The following is a 19,541-nucleotide window of genomic DNA, read 5'->3' as shown; positions in this document are numbered from 1 at the left end:
CCCCATGCTGCCCAATGAAGAACAGCTGCAAATCAGCGACGCGGCCCGGCAATTTGCCCAGGAACGCCTCAAACCCTTCGCCGCCGAGTGGGACCGCGAGCACCGCTTTCCCAAAGAAGCCATCGGCGAGATGGCCGAACTGGGCTTTTTCGGCATGCTGGTGCCGGAACAGTGGGGCGGTTGCGACACCGGTTACCTGGCCTACGCCATGGCCCTGGAGGAAATCGCCGCTGGCGACGGCGCCTGTTCCACCATCATGAGCGTGCACAACTCCGTGGGCTGCGTGCCGATCCTCAAGTTCGGCAATGATCAGCAAAAGGCTCAATTCCTCACACCCCTGGCCAGCGGCGCCATGCTTGGCGCGTTCGCCTTGACCGAGCCCCAGGCCGGCTCGGATGCCAGCAGCCTGAAAACCCGCGCGCGGCTGGAGGGCGATCATTACGTGCTCAACGGCTGCAAACAGTTCATCACCTCCGGGCAGAACGCCGGGGTGGTGATTGTGTTTGCGGTCACCGACCCCGCTGCGGGCAAGCGTGGCATCAGCGCGTTTATCGTGCCGACGGACTCACCGGGTTACAGCGTGGCGCGGGTCGAGGATAAGCTCGGCCAGCATGCCTCCGACACCTGCCAGATTCTGTTCGAAGACGTGAAGGTGCCGCTGGCCAACCGGCTGGGGGAGGAGGGCGAAGGCTACAAGATCGCCCTGGCCAACCTTGAGGGCGGCCGCGTGGGTATCGCCGCGCAATCGGTCGGCATGGCCCGCGCCGCGTTCGAAGCCGCCCGCGACTATGCCCGCGAACGCCAAAGTTTCGGCAAAGCGCTGATCGAGCACCAGGCCGTGGCGTTTCGCCTGGCGGACATGGCCACCCAGATCGCCGTCGCGCGGCAGATGGTGCATTACGCCGCCGCGCTGCGGGACAGCGGCAAGCCGGCGCTGGTCGAAGCCTCGATGGCGAAATTGTTTGCCTCGGAAATGGCCGAAAAAGTCTGCTCGGCCGCCTTGCAAACCCTCGGCGGTTACGGTTACCTGAACGACTTTCCCCTGGAGCGCATCTACCGCGATGTGCGGGTTTGCCAGATTTACGAAGGCACCAGCGATATTCAACGCATGGTCATCTCACGCAATCTCTAAGGAGCCGATACATGAGTTACGAGACTATTTTGCTTGAGGTTCAGGGCCGGGTTGGCCTGATCACCCTGAACCGTCCCCAGGCGCTGAACGCGCTGAACGCACAATTGGTAAGCGAGTTGAATCAGGCCCTGGACGGCCTGGAAGCCAATCCGGAAATCGGCTGCATCGTGCTGACCGGTTCGAAAAAAGCCTTCGCCGCCGGCGCCGATATCAAGGAAATGGCCGAGCTGACCTACCCGCAGATCTATATGGACGACCTGTTCAGCGACAGCGACCGTGTGGCCAACCGGCGCAAGCCGATCATTGCCGCCGTTAACGGCTTTGCCCTGGGTGGCGGTTGCGAGCTGGCGCTGATGTGCGACTTTATCCTGGCCGGTGACGGGGCCAAGTTCGGTCAGCCGGAAATCAACCTGGGCGTACTGCCCGGCATGGGCGGCACTCAGCGCCTGACCCGCGCGGTGGGTAAGGCCAAGGCCATGGAAATGTGCTTGACCGGGCGCTTTATCGACGCGGTGGAAGCCGAGCGCTGCGGCATCGTTGCCCGTATCGTGCCGGCCGACGAACTGCTGGATGAGGCCTTGAAGGTCGCCACGCTGATTGCCGGCAAATCGGTGCCCATCAGCATGATGGTCAAGGAAAGCGTGAACCGTGCATTCGAAGTCAGCCTGTCCGAGGGCGTGCGCTTTGAGCGTCGGGTATTCCACGCGGCTTTTGCGACCCAGGATCAGAAGGAAGGCATGGCGGCTTTTGTGGCCAAACGCGCGCCGGAATTCAAGGACCAGTAAACATGTGGGAGGGGGCTCTTGCCCCCGATAGCGGTGGATCAGTCAGCAGTTATCGAGGCTGAGCCACTGGCATCGGGGGCAAGCCCCCTCCCACATACGGCATTTAGAGCGGGTAGTTTTTCAGTTCGCGGGCGATGACCATCCGTTGAATTTCACTGGTCCCTTCATAAATCTGCGTGATCCGCGCATCCCGGTAGTAGCGCTCCACCGGGTAATCCTCCAGGTAACCGTACCCGCCATGAATCTGCATGGCCTGGGAACAGACCTTTTCGGCCATTTCCGAGGCGAACAGCTTGGCCTGGGACGCTTCCGACAGGCAAGGCTTGCCGGCGCTACGCAGGCGCGCAGCGTGCAGGATCAACAAACGCGCGGCATTGAGACGGGTCTGCATGTCCGCCAGCAGATTGGCCACGCTTTGGTGTTCGATGATTGCCTTGTCGAATTGCACGCGGTCGCGGGCGTAAGTCAGTGCCGCTTCGAACGCTGCCCGAGCGATACCCAGGGCCTGGGCGGCGATGCCGATACGGCCACCTTCCAGGTTGGACAGGGCGATGGCCAGGCCTTTGCCGCGTTCGCCCAGCAGGTTGGCTTCAGGCACGCTGCACTGGTTGAGGGTCACAGCGCAGGTGTCCGAGGCGCGAATGCCCATTTTGTGTTCGGTGCGGTCCACCACGAAGCCAGGGGTGTCGGTGGGCACCAGGAATGCGGAGATGCCTTTTTTGCCCAACGTCGGGTCGGTTACCGCAAATACGATGGCCAACTTGGCGCGCTTGCCGTTGCTGACAAATTGCTTGGCGCCATTGATCACCCATTGCCCATCACGCAACTCGGCACGGGTGCGCAGGTTATGCGCCTCCGAGCCGGCCTGGGGTTCGGTCAGGCAAAAGCAGCCAATCGCCTGGCCGCTGGCAAGGTCCGCCAGCCAGGTTTGCTTCTGCTGTTCGCTGCCGTAGTTGAGGATCGGCCCGCAACCCACTGAGTTGTGGATACTCATCAGCGCGCCCGTGGCACCGTCGCCGGCGGAAATCTCTTCCACCGCCAGGGCGTAGGCCACGTAATCGACATAGGTGCCGCCCCATTCTTCGGGCACCACCATACCGAGCAGGCCCAGTTCGCCCATCTTCGCCACCAGGCCATCGTCGATCCAGCCGGCCTTTTCCCACGCCTGGGCATGGGGAGCGATTTCGCCACGGGCAAAGTCGCGCGCCATATCGCGGATCATCACTTGTTCTTCAGTGTATTCAATGTCTTGCATAAGTTATTTTGCAACCTGCTCGAAGTCGTGGAAGAAGCTCTCGACGTGCGCAGCGTCGAGCGCCTGCAGCGTCGGAGGGTTCCAGCGTGGGGATTTGTCCTTATCGATGATCAGGGCGCGCACGCCTTCGATCAGGTCGCCACGCTCGAACCACTGGCGATCCAGGTGCAGCTCCAGGTCAAAGCACTGTTCCAGCGGCAAGCGCCGCCCACGACGCAGCATCTTCAAGGTCACCGCCATGGCCAGGGGCGAGCGGGTCTGCATCAGGTGCACCGTGTTCAGCGCCCACTCATGGCTGTTGGCTACGGTGACCTCCTGCAACTGTTCGACAATGCTTGGAACATCGGGCAGGGCGAAGAAATGGTCGATGGCCGGGCGCAAGGCCGCCAGCGGTGCATCCGGCAGGTGTTGTACCGCCAGCTTGGCCAGCAGACCTTGCAGGTCTTTGAGAGGCGTGTCATGCCATCGCAGGCGGTCGAGTTTCTGGTCCAGTTCGGCCAGTTTGGCGCTGTCCAGGTACCAATCCGCCAACCTGCAGTACAGCGCATCGGCCGCGCGGATCTGCACCCCGGTGACGCCAAGGTAAATCCCCAGCTCCCCGGGGATACGCGGTAGGAAATAGCTGCCACCCACGTCCGGGAAATAACCGATGGCCACCTCCGGCATGGCCAGGCGGCTGCGTTCGGTGACCACACGCAAGTCCGCGCCTTGCACCAGGCCCATGCCCCCGCCCAGGACAAAGCCGTCCATCAGCGCCAGTACCGGCTTGCGGTAATGGTGGATGGCCAGATCGAGTGCATATTCTTCGACGAAAAAATCCTGGTGCAGGGTGTCGCCGCTGTTAAAGCTGTCGTAGAGGGAGCGGATATCGCCGCCGGCACAGAAGGCTTTGTCGCCAGCGCCGCGCAAAACCACGGCATGGATCGCCGGATCATCGGCCCAGGCCTGCAACTGCGCGGTCAGGCAACGCACCATATTAAGAGTCAGGGCGTTCAGGCCGGCGGGGCGGTTGAGGGTAAGGTGGCCGATATGATTACGGACCTCGGCCAGCACCTCGTCCTGAGGCGTCTCGGCACGGTTTGCTTCGGATGAAACCTGAGCAGTCATCTCTAACTCCCTGCTTTTATTGTTCTTTATCAAGAGGCCCGCGAACGGACCATCTCGCGATCGTACCAGTGCAAATTTGCCCCGTACAACCTTGAATCATGCAGGTCGTTCTTGCATTTATGCAGCAGTGCGGTCAAGGCACGCGGCTGGCCAGCACTTCGCCGATGCTGCGGCGGCGCGCATGGGTTTCGGCGGCGTGGATCAGCTGCTCCAGCTCCGTGGGCGCCACGTCGTAGAACTGTTCCATCTCGGCCAATGCCAGTTTCAGGTCGGCAGCGGTGACGGCGGGGTCCCGAGCGGCTTGGGGATTATTCAACATGACGGCGGGCGATTCGACGGCGCCTTTGGGGTACCGGGTGCGGGTGGCGTTGTTGTAAAGCAGCGCACAGGCGAGCAGGGCGCCAGCGCCCATCAATACGGCGCCCAGCTCGTACCAGCCCAGGGCAGCAGACGCCGGGTCCGCCAGCACCAGGGTCATGGCCAAGCCGCCGGCCGGCGGATGCAGGCAGCGCAGCCAGCACATCAGCACCACGGTCATTCCCGCCGCCAGGCATGCGCCGCCCAAGGTGCGCCCCAGCACCCGCGCCACCAGCAGCGCCACGATGCCAGCGCATAGATAGCTGCCGACGATCGACCAGGGTTGCGCCAACGCACCGGACGACACCGCGAACAGCAACACCGCCGAGGCGCCCAACGGCCCGAGCAAGTGCAGCGCAACCTCCATGCCGAAGACTTGGCCGCACAGCCAGACACTGAACAGCGTGCCCAGCGCCATGCCGATGGCGGCGCGGCTCCATTCGGAAGGACGGGTATTGATAGCGGCAGGTAACCAGCGAGCGAGCATTGAACGGTTCCATAAAAACGGCGGGCAAAAAAAAGACTCCTCTGGTTTCCCGGAAAAGTCCTTGAACGTTCCTGCAATTGGGGGAGGAACCGGCGCAGTGTGCCGTGCAGCAAGATTCGGCGCCAATGCATATTAATGAGGGTTGAGTACAAAAAAAGTGGATTGAAGGGCATCAGCCAAAGGGAATGGAACAGATCACACTGGGTAATGGCGTGTTGATTTTGCCCAGCACGCGGTCATCGGCCTCCTCGTTGAATAAACGTCTGCGCAGGTTCTCCTGCAAGGCTGGCTCGCTGCCCAGTGGACCTTTGAGCGCGACCAGCGCATCACGCAGCTCCATCAGGCGATCCAAGGGCGGCACGGGCAGGTAGCCCACATGCACATTGTCACGAACATCGTCTGGCACGGCATTCTCCTCTCATGAAGTACCACGGTGGTGGCTGCGGCCCACAGCGTCCTTGTCGTTATCCTTGGCCTGTGGCGGTAAATGAGTACCGCCACTGGCGATCGAGTTTACCGTTGGGTTTCAAGGGCATGAAAGTGAAATGACACCAGCCGTTACGTATAGCTGCGTAGGAGTTTTTACTCCGGGAGCCCCGCCGCCAAGGTTTATTTCGGCGGCGATTTAGCCAGATACAGCAGCACATAAGGGTTGCGGTCGAATTCACCGGTGAGGGTCGGGGTGATGGAACGCAAGCGCGGCTCCTGCAACCCTTCATAATCCGCCTGGCTCATCACCAGCCAGGCAGGCCCTTGCAGCGGTGCCAGTTCCGAAGGCAATTGGGTAAACAGCGGCACCTGATCGCAATCGAGGTTGACCATGTACTTGATCGCCTTGGCGTCTTTACCCAGGCCATGCAGCACCACCGGCGCGCGCGCTTGCATGACCTGTTCATGGACCTGCAGGGTGAAGGTGCGGGTGTCATATACACGGCGTTCCAACGGCTCGACCACCAGGATATAGGTGGCCCACACCGCGAGTACGGCGGCCATTGCCGGGCCGACAGGGCGCAGGCGCGCCTTGAACAGGCCCAATAGCGCCAGCGCCTGCAACGCTCCCAGCAACGCGAATATCGGCGCCAAATGGTTCAGTTGCTCAGGGTAACGTGGGCGCATCACCACCAACCCGACGATCAGCAGTGCGGGCAACGCGGTCCATATCGCCAGCATCAAGCCCCGCAACCAGGCGAACACGCGGCCTTGAATCGCGCTGAAAGGGTAGGCGGCGATGATGGCCGCCATGGGCAACATCGGCAGCAGGTAGCGCGCCTTCTTTGCTTGGGGAATCGACAGCCCCAGCATCACCAGCAATGCGGCGGCGGCACAATAGCCGACCAGCTTCAGGGCCGGCTCAGGCGTCTTTGGCCGGGCCACGCCGATGCCCAACAACACCAGCAGCGCCAGCGGGTAGGCCAGGGCGTAATTGCCCAGGGAACTGGTGAAGTAATACAGCGCGCCACTGGAGCCTTCGCTGCCATCCATGCGCCCCAGGAACTGCATGCGGATCACGTCGTGCATGAAGTTCTCGCCACCACTGAGCTTGGCCAGCAGCAACAGCAGCCCCACGCAGGCCCCCAGCAACGCCAGGGCCAGCAGCCCGAAACTGAACAGCTGACGCCACTGGCGGTTGATCAGGTAGTAGCTGCACAGCACACCGGTAGGCACCACCAGGCCGATTGGCCCGCGCACGGCAAACCCCACGATCAATAACAGGTACAGCCAATGCAGGCGCTTGCCCGCGCCGAAATGATCGTGGGCATAACCCAGGTAAAACACTGCCAATGTGACGGCGGCGAGCATCTGATCCAGGGACACCGCGCGGGTTTCACTGATAAAGGTGCTGCTCAACAGCAACAGCGCAATGCTCAGCAGGCCCCAGCGCTGGGAGTAGGGCGCGGTCAGGCGATACACCAGCGTCACGATCAAGGCCGAGGCAATCGCTGTGGGCAGCCACGCGGTAAAACTGGTCACATGCCCCAGCGGCACCGACAGCAGCCAGGTGAGCAGCGTCGAAGTGGCCAAGTAATCGGCATAGGGCTGGCCGTAGGTGGTCGGGAAAAAGCTCGGCCCGTGGCGCAGCATTTCCTGGGCAAACACCACAAACCGCGAATCGAAGCCGATGATTGCCTGGTTCCAGTTTCCGGCAATGAACAGCAGCAACGCCAGCAGGCCCAAACCGAGGGACTGCCGACGAAGCGTGGGTGTGAGCAGCAGTGGCTGAGCTTTGTTCACGTCTCAGGCTTCCGCGACCTTCGCCAGCTCAAGCGCTGGCAGCCATTGCTGCTGGGGAATCGGCAGTTGGCAGGAGTCGCCGCGCCCAATCGGGAAGTACTGGAAGCCTTTGCGCGCCAGACGCTCGCCGTCATAGAGGTTACGGCCATCGAAGATCACTGGGGTTTTCAAGCGCTGGTGGATCAGGTCGAAGTCCGGCGCCTTGAATTGCTGCCATTCGGTGCAGACAATCAGCGCATCGGCGCCTACAAGGGTTGACTCCGGCGTACCCATCAGCATCAGGCGGCTTTCGTCGGCGTAGATGCGCTGGGTTTCCTGCATCGCTTCCGGGTCGAAGGCGCGCACCTGGGCGCCGGCGGCCCACAAGGCCTCCATCAGCACGCGGCTGGGGGCGTCGCGCATGTCATCGGTGTTGGGCTTGAACGCCAGGCCCCACAAGGCGAAAGTCTTGCCGCGCAGTTCGCCTTTGAAGAACGCATTGATGCGCTCGTACAGCTTGCTCTTCTGACGCTGGTTGATCGCCTCGACGGCTTCCAGCAGATCGCTGGAGCAGTTGGCTTGCTTGGCACTGTGGATCAGCGCGCGCATGTCCTTGGGGAAGCACGAGCCACCGTAGCCACAGCCGGGGTAAATGAAGTGGTAGCCGATGCGCGAGTCGGCGCCGATGCCCAGGCGCACGGCCTCGATGTCGGCGCCCAGGTGCTCGGCCAGCTCGGCGATCTGGTTGATAAAGCTGATCTTGGTGGCCAGCATGCAGTTGGCGGCGTATTTGGTCAGCTCGGCGCTGCGCAGGTCCATAAATATGATGCGGTCGTGGTTGCGGTTGAAGGGCGCGTACAGCTCGCGCATCACCTCGCGCACTTCTTCACGCTCGCAGCCGATGATGATCCGGTCCGGGCGGCGGCAGTCGGTCACCGCCGAGCCTTCCTTGAGGAATTCAGGGTTGGAGACGATATCGAATTCCAGGCTGCGCCCGGCCAGATGCAAGGCTTTCTCGATATGCGCGCGCAGGGTGTCGCCGGTGCCTACGGGCACGGTGGATTTTTCCACCAGGATCACCGGCTCGATTCGATGGCGTGCCACCGCGTCACCCACCGACAGCACGTACTTCAGGTCGGCCGATCCGTCTTCATCCGACGGCGTGCCCACCGCGATAAACAGCACTTCACCATGTTCGACGGCGAGTTTCTCGTCGTAGGTAAAGTGCAGCCGACCGCTTTCGAGGTTCTCCTTGACCATTGCGGCCAGCCCCGGCTCGAAGATGCTCACATGGCCTTGCTGCAGCTGCTTGACCTTGTTTTGATCGACGTCCATGCAGATCACATCATGACCGACTTCGGCCAACACAGTGGCCTGCACCAGGCCGACGTAACCACTACCAAATACGCTGATTTTCATGGGGCATTCCTGGGACTTGTAGAGCAAGTGCGACGAGAGTTGATAACCAGCACACCCAGGATGACAAATGCCACCCCGAGGGTTTTCGAAAGCGAAAAATGTTCGTTGAACACCGGCAGGCCGGCCGCCAGCAGATACACCAGCGCGTAGCTGATACTCAGCAGCGAATAGGCCCGCCCCAGCGGCAGGTGCTTGAGGGCCACCAACCAACAAAGCATCGACAGGGCATAGGCACAGATCGCCAGAAACACCACCCCGAGGGCTGCGAGATCGATCTGCGCATTGAGCCATTCATGGGGCAGCGGTAAACGCGTCATGCTCCAACGCATGCCCAACTGGGCCACGCTGACCAGGCCGACGCTGCCCAACGCCAGGGCAAACCCGCGCGCCCGGCTCATACCTGACGCCCCAGCAGCGCTACACCGGCGATCACCAGCGCGACGCCCAGCCAGTGCCGAGTATCAATGGGCTCCTTGAACACAAAGCGCGCCACCAGGGTGACCAACACAAAATTCAGGCTGAGCATCGGGTAAGCGATGCCCACCTCAAGGCGTTGCAACACCAGCAGCCATACCAACAGCCCGAAGCCCAGGCACAGCAGTGCGGACCACAACCACGGCGAACGCAGCTTCAGTGCCCAACCGGGCGGCTGGTCACGCCAGCCTTCCACGGCGAATTTCTGCGAGACCTGGCCCATGCAGGTCAGCAAGCAAGCGGCCAATAGCAGCAACAGGGTGATCATGACGAGACCTGCGGGAAGATCAGAATCACCAGATTGCCTTGCTCATAGCGCTTGCCGTCCTGGGGCAGCAGGTTCACTTCGGCGACTTCGTCGTCACCCTTGACCCGCATCACCACGCCGACCGCGCCGCGTTTGCGCGCGTCGTTCATCCATTGCTGAACCTGGGTCATGTCGACCTTGTGATGGGCTGCATCAGCGAAGGCCAAGCCGTATTTGACTTCGCCGACGGTGTTATAGAGGGTCACGTCCGCACGCTTGACCCGCCAGGCCAAGGCCGACGCGGCGCCCAGGTCATTGCTCAGCAGGGCGCCGGTCTGTTTCAGTTCCGGTAGGTGATCGATGATGAACTGATCCGGGGTTTTGTTATAAACCACCGAGTGGGGCAAGGCCGCCGGGGCCAGGACCACCAGCAACCAGCTGCCGATGGCCGGCGCCGCCCAAAGATGCAGCGGCCGTGCCGCTTGCAGCAGGTTGGTGAAGATCCAGCCAATTAACAGTACGAAGACCAGTACCAGGCTCAGGGTTTCGGTACCGTGCTCATACACAGGCTTTTTCAGCTGGAACCAACTTAATGCCAGCAACGCCACGATGCCCAATACCAGATTCAGCCAGCCGTTGATGCGCAGCGCACGGCCACGGCCCTGGGCCAGTTTATCGGCCAGCGCATGGCCCATCAGCAGCGCCAGCGGCAACAGGCACGGCATGATGTAGGAGGGCAACTTGCCTTTGGCCAGGCTAAAAAACGCCAAGGGCATCAGCAGCCACAGCAACAGGAAACCGATAGAGGCCGTGCGTTTCTCCAGCCAGGCCTGTTTGACGGTGGCGGGCAACAGCGCCACCCACGGTAGGCTGAAGCCGACCAGCAAGGGCAGGTAGTACCAGAACGGCTCGGCGTGCTGGGCATCTTCGCCGGCGAAGCGCTGGATATGCTCGTGCCAGAAGAAGAAGTGCCAGAACTCCGGTTCTTGCAGGTGTACGGCCAGCGCCCACGGCAAGCTGACGGCCACCGCCACCAGCACCGCCACCAGGCCGTAACCGAGCAGCTCGCGTAAGCGTTTCTGCCACAGCGCGTAGGGCAGGGCGATCAATACCGGCAGCAACCAGGCGAGAAAACCCTTGGTCATAAAACCCATGCCGCAGGCAAAGCCCAAGAGTGCCCACGCGCCCAGGCGCCCGTTGCGGGTACGGCTGTCGAAGCAAAACCACAAAGCTACGCCGGTCAGGTTGACCCAAAAAGTGAACTGCGGGTCGAGATTGGCGTAGCCGCCCAGGGCCGCCACACTGACAAAACTCATATACAGCAAGGTGCTGACCAGGCTTTTGCGCGGGTCATTCCACAGGCGGCGCGCTACCAGATACACCAGCAGGATGCTCAGGCCGGTGCTCAAGGCGGACGCGAAACGCACGCCGAACAGGTTCTGCCCGAACATCGCCTGGCCGAGCGCGATCATCCAATAGCCGGCGGCCGGTTTTTCGAAGTAGCGGATGCCCATAAAGTGTGGCGCGGCCCATTTACCGGTCAGCAGCATTTCCTGGCTGATCTGCGCGTAGCGGGTCTCGTCGGGAATCCACAGGCCATGGGTGGCCAGCGGCGCCAGGTAACACAGCGCGAATGCCAACAGGAGCAGGGGCAATGCCCATCGGCGCATCATGCCTGCTGCACTCCCAGCCACCCCTCGCGGCCGCTCAACGCGCCACGCACCAGCTGCTGCTGGGGCAGGCGGGTCAGATCGGTGGGCAACAAGTCGCCCAGAGGTGTGAAGTCGATGCCGCGCTGCTTTGCCTGGGCAAGCAGCTGGCGAAAATCGTTAGCCATCAGAATCCCTTCTACTTCTGCATGGATCGTGTAGACGTTGAGCTTCGACGCTGCGAAGCGATCAAGGATGTAGCGATTGAAGTCGTTGGCGGCCACCACCGGCCCGACCACTTCGTCGAAGGTCGGCAGGTCCACCGGAATTTGTGGCGTGCCCGCGCTGCCATCGGCCAGTGTCGGTCGAAACAGGCTGGTACCCCGGCAATCGCTGTTGTAGCGAAAGTTGAACCCCTGCTTGGCTTGCACCACGCGTTCATCGGCACGCCAGCCGGCGGCCGCGGAACAATCGATGGGCTCGCCAAGGATGTCGTTCAAGGTGTCCACGCCGCGCCGAATCTGCTCGATCAACTGTGCCTCGCTCCAGCGCCCGGTGTTGGCTTGCCAGCCATGGTGGTCCCAGGCGTGCAGGCCGACTTCATGCCCGGCGGCCTTGGCTTGGCGCATCAAATGCCCCAGGTCGCGGCCAATGGGCTTGCCTGGCCAGGCGGTGCCGGCCAGCAGAATGTCCCAGCCATACAGGCCGGCGGCGTTGGAACGCAGCATCTTCCACAGGAACTGCGGGCGGATCAGGCGCCACAGGTGGCGCCCCATGTTGTCCGGGCCGACGCTGAAGAAGAACGTCGCTTTTACCCTGGCTTCATCCAGGGATTCGAGCAACCGTGGCACGCCTTCGCGGGTGCCACGGTAGGTGTCGACGTCGATGCGAAGACCTGCCTGCATCAGCGCTTGTCCGCCTGTTCGAGCATGGCTTCACGCAGGAAGAAGTCCAGGGTATTGCCGATGGTTTCGCTCATCTCCACGGTCGGTGCCCAGTTCAACAGGCGCTTGGCGTTTTCGATGCTCGGTTTGCGGTGCGCCACGTCCTGATAACCATTGCCGTAGAACGCCTTGCTTTCGACATCGCGGAAACCGGCGAATGGCGGGAAGTTGCCACGCAGCGGGTGGGCCTCGAACTGGCGCAGCAGCTCTTCACCCAACTGGCGGATGCTGGCTTCGTTTTCCGGGTTGCCGATATTGATGATCTGGCCGTTGCACGCGTCATTATCGTTATCGATGATGCGCGCCAGGGCTTCGATGCCGTCGGCGATGTCGGTGAAGCAGCGTTTTTGCTCGCCGCCGTCGAACAGGCGGATCGGCGTGCCTTCCACCAGGTTCAGGATCAACTGAGTGATTGCCCGGGAGCTGCCGATACGCGCCGAATCCAAGCGGTCCAGACGTGGGCCCATCCAGTTGAAGGGGCGGAACAGGGTGAACTTCAGGCCCTTGTCGCCGTAGGCCCAGATCACGCGGTCCAGCAGCTGCTTGGATACCGAGTAGATCCAGCGTTGCTTGTTGACCGGGCCGACCACCAGGTTGGAGGTGTCTTCGTCGAAGTACTGGTCCTGGCACATGCCATAGACTTCCGAGGTCGACGGGAAGATCACGCGCTTGTTGTACTTGACGCAGTAGCGCACCAGCTTGAGGTTTTCTTCGAAGTCCAGCTCGAACACGCGCAGCGGGTTGCGGGTGTATTCGATTGGCGTGGCGATGGCCACCAGCGGCAGGACCACGTCGCACTTCTTGATGTGGTACTCGATCCACTCGGTGTGGATGCTGATATCGCCTTCCACATAATGGAAGTTGGGGTGGCTGCGCAGGCGCTCGATGGCGTCGGAGCCGATGTCCAGGCCGTAGACTTCGTAACGGTCGTCACGCAGCAGGCGTTCGGACAGGTGGTTACCAATAAAGCCGTTCACCCCCAGGATCAGCACGCGGGTGCGGCGTGGCTTACGGCCGGATTCGGCGCCGCGCAGCACGGAGCCGTCCACCAGGCCCAGTTCGTCGGCCAGGGACGGGCCGGCCTGGTATAGACCGTTGTCGTTACGCTGACCGAACGTGATCACCAGGGAGTCTTCACCGCAGGCGATGCGCAGCGGGTTGACGCTGATCACCCGGCCCGGCGCAAGGCCATCGTTGCCCTTGACCACTTCGGCCTGCCACACGATGAGCTTGTGCTCACCCACGGCGCAGAAGGCGCCAGGGTAGGGTTGGGTGACCGCGCGCACCAGGTTGAACAATTCTTCAGCCGGTTTTTTCCACTCCAGTTTGCCGTCGGCGGCCGTGCGGCGCCCGAAATAGGTGGCCTGGCTGTCGTCCTGAGCGGTTTCCGTGAGCTTGCCCGCAGCCAGTTGCGGCAGGGCGTCACGCAGAAGAGTGGTGGCCGCGTCACGCAGTTTGGCGTGCAGGGTCAGGCCGGTGTCGCTGCGCTCGATGGTGACTTTTTGCTGAGCCAGGATCGCGCCGGCATCAGCACGTTTGACCATGCGGTGCAGGGTCACGCCGGTTTCGGTTTCGCCATTGACCAGCACCCAGTTGGCCGGCGCGCGGCCGCGGTATTTAGGCAGCAACGAACCGTGCAGGTTGAACGCGCCTTTGCTGGCAGTGCCCAGCAGGGCTTCGCTCAGCAGGTTGCGGTAGTAGAACGAGAAGAGGTAGTCGGGTTTGAGTTTGGCGATGCGCTCGACCCACAGCGGGTGGTTGGCGTCTTCCGGCGCGTGCACGGGGATGCCGTTGCGCGCGCACAACTGGGCCACGGAGCCGTAGAAATTGTTTTCCTTGGGATCATCGGCATGGGTGAACACGGCAGCGATGTCGTAACCGGCATTGAGCAGCGCTTCAATGCCTGCACATCCAATATCGTGGTACGCAAATACAACGGCTTTTGAACTCATGACTGAACCTGATCGGGAGAAGTAGAAGTATGGGAAGACGCCAGGCCGTCGACGACGACCACAGGCGCCGGTGCCGCCGGTTGGTTGCGCAGCACTTTTTCAATGAAGAAACGCGGGCGGGCGCGCACATCGCTGTACATGCGGCCCAGGTATTCACCCAACAGGCCCATGCCGATGAACTGGCCCCCGGTGAACACGAACAGCACCGCAAACAGCACGAACATGCCGTCGCCGGCCCACTGCGCGCCGAAGGCCAAGCGCAGAATGATCAACGCAAAGGCAAACAGCATGCCCAGCGCCGCCAGGCTGAAGCCGACGATGGACAGCAGGCGCAATGGGGTGGTGGTCATGCAGGTCAGCAGATCGAACATCAGGCTGATCAGGCGCATGGCGCTGTATTTGGATTCGCCGTGTTCACGCTCGGCGTGGTGCACCAGAATCTCAGTGGTGTGGCGGGCAAAACCGTTGGCCAGGATCGGAATGAAGGTACTGCGCTCGCGGCAGGCGAGCATGGCGTCGACGATGGTGCGGCGGTAGGCGCGCAGCATGCAGCCGTAGTCGGTCATGGCCACGCCGGTGGAGCGCTGTACCGCGAGGTTGATCAGCCGCGACGGCCAGCGGCGGAAGGCGGAGTCCTGACGGTTATTGCGCACGGTGGCGACCACGTCGTAGCCCAGGGCGGCTTGTTCAACCAGACGCGGGATTTCTTCCGGCGGGTTCTGCAGGTCGGCGTCCAGGGTGATCACTACCTCGCCCCGGCACTGCTCGAACCCGGCCATGATCGCCGCATGCTGCCCGTAGTTACGGTTGAGGATCACCGCGACAACGTTGCTGCCATCCTCTGCGGCGGCGTCTTCGAGCAATTGAGCGGAATTGTCGCGGCTACCGTCATCCACCAGGATGATTTCGTATTCGTAGGCCAACTGTTTGCAGGCTGCCGTGGTACGACGCAACAACTCAGGCAGGCTGTCTTGTTCGTTGTAGACCGGGATAACGATCGACACGCAATGAATAGGGTAGGGTTTCAAAGATTCATGACCTCGGGGGTTAGCGCAGCTTGGAGCGTTAAAGCAGCAGCAAAACAAAGGCGAGCGCGCGTTAATGCACAGCTAAAGATGAAACATAATCAACAGGTTAGCCGGTAAAGCGCGGATTGCTATGAAGTACTGGGTTTAAGATTAAGCGTAAAAATGTGGAACGAATATGAAAGCCGGATGAAAAACTCGTTTATTTGACAGGTAGACAGCCAGGGTTCAGCTAAGCCACCCAGGGGCGTCCGGGTTCTATTAGGCGGTTGAATAGGAGCGATTTTCAAAGGCCTTGGTTCCACCCTCAACGGCACAATGGGCAGTTCAGCGCCACATGAAGAATCTTCTCTGCATTGGCGCTCAAGTGCCGGTAAAGTAAGCCATCTATTGCCAGGGCAGACGGATGAATAGCGTGCAGCTTTTACGCGGCCAGTTGCGGCCGGTATTGATGGGGTTGTTGTTGGGCGTGGCCTGTATTTCCACGGTGCGGGCGGACGACGGGGTGGCGCTGACCAGCATCGATCAGGTGCCCGAAGGCGTGGAAGTACGCGGCAAGCAGATCGCGGCCTACACCTGGGACGACCGCCAGGGCAAAAACCTGCTGGTACTCGCCGAGCAGCTCAACGAACGGGACGATGACGGCACCCAGTCTGCATTTGTCTACGCCGCCCAGTACCTGATTGACGGCAAACGCCCCAAGCGTATGTGGATGCTCTACGACGATGTGCAGCACTGCCAATTCGATGCGGCCCTGCGTTTCGACCGAACCGCCACCAAAGTCACTGACCTGAACGGGGATGGCATCACCCAGACCGTCGTCGGCTATTCGCTGACCTGCACCAGCGACGTCAGCCCTAATGAATTCAAGCTGATCATGCATGTGGGCAAATCCGAGAAGTACCGCCTGCGCGGCGTCGACCGCTACGGGGCGGCTTGGTGGGATGAAGAGGCTGGCGCGCTGCGCGGCATGCCGTTGCCCAAGGACTGTAGCGTGGCCGGCCAACAGGCGCTGGTCAGTCAGTACAAGGAGCAGGGCACCGAGCTGCCATTGCCGGGCTGCTACCGCGACGAGAAGGATTTCGCCAAGGCACCGCAGGCGTACTTGCCGTTCATGCGTCAGCACTGGTTTGCCCTGATGCAGAAACAGGACGCCGAATGGAGCCAGGCCCAGACCCAGCCCCAGGAACCCACCGAGGACGAAGAAACCGCCCCGTGATTTTGTGCCAGGGTCGGTCATGCGCTAGACTCGGCCTTCGCCAATTCACTAAATACCTCGATGAAACAATGAGTTGATCGGGGTATTTAATCCAAAGGCTGAATTACATTGACTGAGTTTCTGCGCAACCCCCTGACCCTTTACCTCACCCGCCTGGCACCTTCCAGCCAATTGACCATGCGCTATGTGCTGCAAGACGCCGCCGACCGCCTGGGCTACGAAGACATCAATCTTGAAGAGATCGACTGGCACCTGCTGCAGCCCGAACATGTCATCGCCCTGGTGGCGGCGCTGCGCGAAGACGGTTACGCACCCAACACCTCATCGCTGTACGTTAATGCCGTACGTGGGGTGATGAATGAAGCCTGGCGCATGAGCCTGATCACTCAGGAACACCTGCTCAAGATGCGCACGGTCAAGGCATCCGCCGGCACGCGCCTGGGTCAGGGGCGCAATCTGCGCCGCACGTTGATCCGCGAAATGATGGAAGCCTGCGCCGCCGACCCACGTCCCCAGGGCCTGCGTGATGCCGCGGTGATCGGCATTCTCTACGGCTCAGGCATGCGCAAATCGGAGTCGGTCAACCTCGACCTCGCGCAGGTCGACTTCGCCGAACGCAGCCTGCGGGTCATCGGCAAGGGCAATAAGGAACTGGTCAAATACGCGCCGGATTGGGCCTTTGCCAAACTGCAGGCGTGGCTGGCGTTTCGTCGTGATCAGCTCAAGGAGGGCGAGGAGGATGACAGCTTTCTGTTTAACCGCATCCGCCGTGGCAGTCATATCACCCGTGAACGCATCACCAAACACGCGATTTACTACATCGCCCGCCAACGCGGCGAACAGGTCGGCGTGAAGATCATGCCCCATGACTTCCGCCGCTCGTTCATCACGCGAGTGATCGAGGAGCATGACCTGTCGATTGCGCAGAAACTGGCGCACCACACCAATATCCAGACCACCGCCAGCTATGACGTTCGCGACGACAATGAGCGGCGGCGGGCAGTGGATCGGTTCGATTTGTAGAACGGTCAGAGGATAGGCTTGCCGCCGGTGACGGCGTAACGCGAGCCGGAGATGTAGCTGGCTTCGTCCGAGGCCAGTAATACATAGATCGGCGCCACTTCCACCGGTTGCCCGGGGCGGCCCAGCGGGGTTTCGCTGCCGAAGTTCTGCACATCCTCGTCGGTCATGGTGGCCACGATCAGCGGCGTCCAGATCGGGCCAGGGGCGACGCTGTTGACACGAATCCCCTTGCTGCCGAGCATCTGGGCCAGGCCCCCGGTGAAGTTGGCGATGGCGCCCTTGGTGGCGGCGTAGGGCAATAATGTCGGCTTGGGCATGTCGGAATTGACCGATGTGGTGTTGATAATCGAGCTGCCGGCCTTCATGTGCGGCAAAGCCGCCTTGCAGATGCGAAACATGGCGGTGATGTTGATATCGAAGGTCTTGACCCATTCTTCATCCTCGATTTCTTCGAGGGTTTCATGGCTCATCTGAAACGCGGCGTTATTGACCAGCACATCGATACGGCCGAACTGTTCGACGGTCTTGTCCACCAGCGCCTGGCAGGTGGCTTTTTGCGCAATATCGCCGGGCAGCAGCAGGCACTGACGGCCGGCTTCTTCGACCCAACGCGCGGTCTCCTGAGCGTCTTCGTGCTCATCCAGATAGGCGATGGCCACGTCGGCGCCTTCACGGGCAAACGCGATGGCGACTGCGCGGCCGATGCCGCTGTCGGCGCCGGTGATCAGGGCAATTTTGTTGGCCAGGCGGCCGGAGCCCTTGTAGCTCTGTTCGCCACAGTCCGGGTACGGATCCATTTTTTTCTGGGTACCCGGAACGCTTTGGGCTTGCGGGGCGAACGGCGGGCGTGGGTAATCAGTCATTGTCGGTCTCCATAGGTGTGTGAAACAGCTATGGAGTTAGTGTTTTTCGGCCCGCCGATAGTTGTAATGGATGCCGGCCAAGCCCGACGAATGGTGCCTGTCAGGAGGAGGGCGGGGCGCTCGCCAAATGCGCTGGCAAGCGGCGTAAGGTCCACAGCACCGTGAGGAGTGCCGCGACGGCGCACAGTGCGATCCCCACCAGCATCGGCGCTGGCGTGTGGTCGGCGAACACACCGACCAGGCTCATGCACACCGCGCCGGTGATCATTTGAATCGCGCCGAGCAACGCCGAGGCAGAGCCCGCTACGGCGCCGTGGTCCTCCATGGACAGCACGCCGGCCGCCGGCAGCAGCAGGCCGAGAAAACCAAAGCCGATAAACAGCAGCGACATCATCAAGGCCAGGTTGCCGGACCACAGCGTGGTGATTGCCAGCAGGCTCATCACCACCGCCACACCGATCACCGAACCGCGAATCAGCGGCGCCAGGCCAAAACGCGCGCTGAGGCGCGCAGTCAGTTGGCTCATGGCGAAAAACGACGCGGCGTTAAGGGCGAATGCCAGGCTGAATTGGGTCGGCGTCAGGCCGAAGTGCTCGATGTACACGAACGGCGCGCTGCCGATAAACACGAAAAACGTGGCCAGCCCGAAGCCGCACACCAACGACAACCCCATGAATACACGGTCACGCAGCAAACCGCCGTAGCTGCTGAAGGCGCTGCCCAGGGTTTTACCCAGGCGGCGCTCCGCCGGGTGAGTCTCGGGCAATTGCACGACAGTCATCACCAGGCACAGCACAGCCACCACCGCCAGCACGGCAAACACTTCGCGCCAGCTCCACAGGGAAATTACCAGGCTGCCGGCCAACGGCGCGAGAATCGGCGAAACACTCATCACCAGCATCAGCAGGGACATCAGCCGCGCGGCTTCATGGCCGGTGTACAGGTCGCGCACAATGGCGCGGGGCACCACCATGCCGGCGCAGGCCCCGAACGCCTGCATTGCGCGAAAGGCAATCAGCACTTCAATGGTCGGCGCCAATGCGCAACCGATGCTGCCCACCGCGAAAATCACCAACCCGGCATAAATCGGCGGCTTGCGCCCGAATACATCGCTGATCGGCCCGTAAAACAGCTGGCACACGCCGATCACGATAAAGAACACCGTCAGGCTCATCTGCACCGCCGCCGGTGATGCGTGCAGGCTCGCGCCCAGGGTAGGGAGGGCAGGGAGGTAACTGTCGATGGCGAAGGGGCCGATGGCGGTGATCAACCCCAGCAGCAGGGCGAGATGGGCAATACGTCGAGACATGGAGCAATTCCGGGCCAAGCAAAGGCCGCTCAGCTTAAGGGATCCGCGCAGATCCGCAAACTTAGGCTTCAATAACAGGGACA

Annotated in this window: 18 protein-coding genes; 4 read left to right on the top strand and 14 right to left on the bottom strand. The window is 61.6% G+C overall.

Translation table 11 applies throughout. The features are described from left to right. Window positions 1-4 precede the first annotated feature (4 nt). Window positions 5-1,132, top strand: coding sequence for an acyl-CoA dehydrogenase (locus QRN41_RS04800; RefSeq protein WP_034097930.1), 1,128 nt, complete (start codon window positions 5-7; stop codon window positions 1,130-1,132). Window positions 1,133-1,143: 11 nt separating this feature from the next. Beyond that, window positions 1,144-1,917 (top strand): enoyl-CoA hydratase, encoded by a 774-nt coding sequence (locus QRN41_RS04795; protein WP_034097928.1) that lies wholly within the window; start codon window positions 1,144-1,146, stop codon window positions 1,915-1,917. Between the two features lie 103 nt (window positions 1,918-2,020). On the opposite strand, the gene QRN41_RS04790 is transcribed toward QRN41_RS04795, so the two are convergent. The 12 genes from QRN41_RS04790 to arnC form a co-directional block, all read right to left on the bottom strand. Then, complete coding sequence (locus QRN41_RS04790; protein ID WP_034138076.1) at window positions 2,021-3,172, bottom strand: acyl-CoA dehydrogenase family protein; 1,152 nt, start codon at window positions 3,170-3,172, stop codon at window positions 2,021-2,023. A 3-nt stretch (window positions 3,173-3,175) separates the two neighbouring features. Continuing rightward, a complete protein-coding gene (locus QRN41_RS04785; RefSeq protein WP_167417156.1) occupies window positions 3,176-4,279 on the bottom strand; it encodes an enoyl-CoA hydratase/isomerase family protein in 1,104 nt (367 codons plus the stop codon). A gap of 133 nt (window positions 4,280-4,412) precedes the next feature. Next, entirely contained in the window at window positions 4,413-5,123 is a 711-nt protein-coding gene (locus tag QRN41_RS04780) for an HPP family protein (protein WP_285421229.1), read from the bottom strand. 172 nt (window positions 5,124-5,295) lie between these two features. Next, the gene (locus QRN41_RS04775) at window positions 5,296-5,529 is read right to left on the bottom strand and encodes a type VI secretion system contractile sheath small subunit (protein WP_034138079.1); all 234 of its coding nucleotides are present in this window, start codon (window positions 5,527-5,529) and stop codon (window positions 5,296-5,298) included. A gap of 203 nt (window positions 5,530-5,732) precedes the next feature. After that, entirely contained in the window at window positions 5,733-7,355 is a 1,623-nt protein-coding gene (locus tag QRN41_RS04770; protein WP_285421228.1) for an ArnT family glycosyltransferase, read from the bottom strand. A gap of 3 nt (window positions 7,356-7,358) precedes the next feature. After that, window positions 7,359-8,753, bottom strand: a complete 1,395-nt coding sequence (locus QRN41_RS04765; protein WP_034097916.1) for a UDP-glucose dehydrogenase family protein — start codon at window positions 8,751-8,753, stop codon at window positions 7,359-7,361. Then, window positions 8,750-9,151, bottom strand: a complete 402-nt coding sequence (arnF, locus tag QRN41_RS04760) for a 4-amino-4-deoxy-L-arabinose-phosphoundecaprenol flippase subunit ArnF (protein WP_034097914.1) — start codon at window positions 9,149-9,151, stop codon at window positions 8,750-8,752. The genes QRN41_RS04765 and arnF overlap by 4 nt, the downstream gene beginning before the upstream one ends. Continuing rightward, window positions 9,148-9,495: a 4-amino-4-deoxy-L-arabinose-phosphoundecaprenol flippase subunit ArnE gene (gene arnE / locus QRN41_RS04755; protein WP_285421227.1), complete on the bottom strand. Its 348-nt coding sequence runs from the start codon at window positions 9,493-9,495 to the stop codon at window positions 9,148-9,150. Before arnE ends, arnF begins: the two co-directional genes overlap by 4 nt. After that, the gene (gene arnT / locus QRN41_RS04750; protein WP_285421226.1) at window positions 9,492-11,147 is read right to left on the bottom strand and encodes a lipid IV(A) 4-amino-4-deoxy-L-arabinosyltransferase; all 1,656 of its coding nucleotides are present in this window, start codon (window positions 11,145-11,147) and stop codon (window positions 9,492-9,494) included. The genes arnE and arnT overlap by 4 nt, the downstream gene beginning before the upstream one ends. Next, complete coding sequence (gene arnD / locus QRN41_RS04745) at window positions 11,144-12,028, bottom strand: 4-deoxy-4-formamido-L-arabinose-phosphoundecaprenol deformylase (protein WP_285421225.1); 885 nt, start codon at window positions 12,026-12,028, stop codon at window positions 11,144-11,146. Before arnD ends, arnT begins: the two co-directional genes overlap by 4 nt. Beyond that, window positions 12,028-14,019 (bottom strand): bifunctional UDP-4-amino-4-deoxy-L-arabinose formyltransferase/UDP-glucuronic acid oxidase ArnA, encoded by a 1,992-nt coding sequence (gene arnA / locus QRN41_RS04740; RefSeq protein WP_167417162.1) that lies wholly within the window; start codon window positions 14,017-14,019, stop codon window positions 12,028-12,030. The genes arnD and arnA overlap by 1 nt, the downstream gene beginning before the upstream one ends. Then, window positions 14,016-15,047 (bottom strand): undecaprenyl-phosphate 4-deoxy-4-formamido-L-arabinose transferase, encoded by a 1,032-nt coding sequence (arnC, locus tag QRN41_RS04735; protein WP_034097905.1) that lies wholly within the window; start codon window positions 15,045-15,047, stop codon window positions 14,016-14,018. Before arnC ends, arnA begins: the two co-directional genes overlap by 4 nt. 403 nt (window positions 15,048-15,450) lie before the next feature. Between arnC and QRN41_RS04730 the strand changes: the two genes are divergently transcribed. Together QRN41_RS04730 and QRN41_RS04725 are read left to right on the top strand one after the other, a co-directional pair. Then, a complete protein-coding gene (locus QRN41_RS04730) occupies window positions 15,451-16,263 on the top strand; it encodes a M949_RS01915 family surface polysaccharide biosynthesis protein (RefSeq protein WP_034138084.1) in 813 nt (270 codons plus the stop codon). A 108-nt stretch (window positions 16,264-16,371) separates the two neighbouring features. After that, window positions 16,372-17,286 carry a site-specific integrase gene (locus QRN41_RS04725; protein ID WP_285421224.1) on the top strand — a complete coding sequence of 305 codons (915 nt, stop codon included), beginning with the start codon at window positions 16,372-16,374 and terminating at the stop codon, window positions 17,284-17,286. Between the two features lie 5 nt (window positions 17,287-17,291). On the opposite strand, the gene QRN41_RS04720 is transcribed toward QRN41_RS04725, so the two are convergent. Next, on the bottom strand, window positions 17,292-18,149 hold the full coding sequence (locus QRN41_RS04720; protein ID WP_034138086.1) for an SDR family oxidoreductase: 858 nt from the start codon (window positions 18,147-18,149) through the stop codon (window positions 17,292-17,294). Window positions 18,150-18,249: 100 nt separating this feature from the next. Further along, window positions 18,250-19,458 carry a multidrug effflux MFS transporter gene (locus QRN41_RS04715; RefSeq protein WP_285421223.1) on the bottom strand — a complete coding sequence of 403 codons (1,209 nt, stop codon included), beginning with the start codon at window positions 19,456-19,458 and terminating at the stop codon, window positions 18,250-18,252. Window positions 19,459-19,541 lie beyond the last annotated feature (83 nt).

Origin of the sequence: Pseudomonas sp. efr-133-TYG-23 (assembly GCF_030209215.1) — a bacterium.
Taxonomy (GTDB): domain Bacteria; phylum Pseudomonadota; class Gammaproteobacteria; order Pseudomonadales; family Pseudomonadaceae; genus Aquipseudomonas; species Aquipseudomonas rhodesiae.
Note: the sequence above shows the minus strand (reverse complement) of the source record. Positions and strands in the feature narration are given on the sequence as shown.